Source organism: Bacillus sp. IT-79MI2, assembly GCF_949768135.1.
Lineage (GTDB): Bacteria > Bacillota > Bacilli > Bacillales > Bacillaceae_G > Bacillus_A > Bacillus_A pseudomycoides.
This window is the reverse complement of the sequence record NZ_CATKPV010000109.1, coordinates 1-2,404: the sequence shown is the minus strand read 5'-3', so window position 1 is coordinate 2,404 and position 2,404 is coordinate 1. Positions and strand designations below refer to the sequence as shown.

The window sequence follows — 2,404 nt, the reverse complement described above, 5'->3', positions numbered from 1 at the left end:
GTAATTATGTGAACACAAAAGTCCTCCAGTTAAACAATCTGGAGGACTTTTAATAGTCTTCTAAATACATTGAATCCCGATAATAGGACTTTATGTTAACTCTCTATAAATAAATATTCATAGCATTTTTCACAATTTATTTATCTGCTTGTTTTTGTTTCTTTTTCAAATACTCCGCACGCAATTTTTCAATTTGCTGCTTTTTATCAAATTTAGCAGGCGTCTGTTTTTCATGAAACTTTGTCACAGCTACCTGACTTTTGTAATCTAATTGATATTTTCCCACTTTGTTCACCTACTTTTCTTGTCTTTAAAGAGAATCTATTCAACAAATATAATATACCTTATTTTACTGAAGTAAACCTTATTACTTTATTAGTTTCCTACAACAAAAATTATGTAAATAAGCTGTCCATATGGACAGCTTATTATTTTTTTACTTAATGTAGTTTTATTCTGGCCGTTTGGTTTGAAATTTGCTTTTTGGCTAGAGTGCTGGCTCGTCGTGTGGGGGCGAAACCCCACGTATTACGTATCTATTTTTTGAATAAGAACTATCTTAAGACGAATGATCTAAGCGGTTCGGCTCGTATAATTGCTTGCTCAAGTCGAGAACCATTGCTTTGCTTTTTGTCTGTCGGCTTGGCGAGAAAAGCACACCAGCCGAAAAAAGTTTTGCAAGGATGGAGCGAAGCGGAAAAGGTGGAGATTTTTTGAGTGGGTTTCTCAAAAAATACTACCTGTTCCTTGCGGAACTTTTAGCCCTTAGTAATAGTGATAATAGAGAGGATTTACAAAAAGCGTGTAAATCCCTTGATATAACTGGGTTTAATGCACTTTTCAGGGTGTCACGAAAAGGTGACACTTTTTTGTTTTTTGTCACCTTTTCGTGACACCTAAAAAATTACATAAATACTTTAAAGTACATATAAAAAAAGACTGTATCAATTTGATACAGTCTAAAAAAATCTAGCCGGTAATTTTACTTTTTTACCATTTTGGTCTTTAAGATTTTTCAAAGAATGTTGAAACAATCTCATAGTTAATCTATCAAGTTTCACTTCATTTTTTCGAGGTGCACAAATCATTATGTAAGGATTCACTACCCATGTTCTAGGACTTACAGTGCGACCATTTTCAATAATTTGTCCTGCACCTTCTGGATTAAGTAAAATTTCTTTTTTCTTTAATGAATTCATAACAGTTGATGTTTTTTGCCTTGATTTCCCTATCATTTCAGCAATTTCAGAAACAGTTGCCGCTTTTGGTAACTCAAAATCGTCCTCAACGCTCTTTCGTTTCCTTTTAAATTTATCATCTCTACAAATAATGACATTACTTCTAAATTCCAAATAAGCTTGAATTCTAAATAAAAAACTTTCTTCTGCTTGAGTTAAATAACCAATACTATTCAATAAATCTAAATTTCTATGCATTACTTGATTAAATGGTTCTCCAGCAAATGGATCTTTATTAGTTCCAACATAATGGTCTTCTCCAGTTAGTTCTTTTAACTGTTGTAAAAGAGATTTTTTAAGTTCTTCAGCTTGATCTCTTTGTTTTCCATCTTTCTCAAAATCTCTATTTCTAGCATTTCTATCAGCTTGATTTAAAGCTTGTCCCAATTCTTCATTCATTGTTAATTCCTCCTCTAAATTAAGGGAATCAACAAAAATACCTATAATTTGCTATTTGATTATAAATCAAATTATGATAATCTATAATCAGATAAATGAAGTTTAGGTATTTTCGTAGAATACCCTATGAAAAGAGTCATGTTCCAGCATGGCTCTTTTTTTCATTCTATCACGTTTTCAATAACCTTGAAGATAAAAACAAAGTTTCCCCATTTTTTTTATCATTCCACGTCAAACCCTCGATGTTTATTAATTTTTTTCTTATGTTCACGTTCAAATTGATTATCTATTCCCTGGCTACTCAATTCATTTTTAACAAGATCTCTAAACGCCTTAAATTGCTCTCCAAGAACTTTTTTTGACAAGTTGTATAAAACTCTTATATTTTCCCTCAAACCCCTTACATGAGCTTTTAACCGGCTTATTTCAGTGTGTAATTCTTTATTTTCTTCTCTCAATTCACGATTTTGTTTATAAGAATGATTTAAAGCAAGATTATTACCCTCTATTGTTTCTTCTAAATATTTATTATCTGCTCGTAAACTCTCATTTTCTTTCACAAAATCTGTTGTTTTCAAACGCCCATAATCTTTTTTGATAGTAACCGCTGCATTCACTTGTTTTGTTAATTCTTGATATTGTTCTGGTGATAACACATAATTTCTTGTTTGTTTCTTCGTGATTTCAGCTTTTCCAAACACTTTATCCTGCACTTCTGTTATTACTTCTTTACGCAAAAATGGAATTTTAACAGGTTCATTTGGTAC

General features: G+C 31.5%; 2 protein-coding genes and 1 pseudogene. All 3 read right to left on the bottom strand.

Annotated elements, in window-relative coordinates:
- Window positions 1-136: 136 nt before the first annotated feature.
- Window positions 137-286: a hypothetical protein gene (locus ACM6HU_RS25410; RefSeq protein ID WP_016117061.1), complete on the bottom strand. Its 150-nt coding sequence runs from the start codon at window positions 284-286 to the stop codon at window positions 137-139.
- Between the two features lie 673 nt (window positions 287-959).
- Window positions 960-1,637, bottom strand: a complete 678-nt coding sequence (locus tag ACM6HU_RS25405) for a hypothetical protein (protein ID WP_016117067.1) — start codon at window positions 1,635-1,637, stop codon at window positions 960-962.
- A 221-nt stretch (window positions 1,638-1,858) separates the two neighbouring features.
- Window positions 1,859-2,404 (bottom strand): annotated as a pseudogene (locus tag ACM6HU_RS25400) (mobilization protein); the annotation flags it as partial.

Coding starts and splice junctions, on each gene's coding strand:
- ACM6HU_RS25405 (WP_016117067.1), bottom strand. CDS start 1,637: ATGAATGAAGAATTGGGACAAGCTTTAAATCAAGCTGATAGAAATGCT.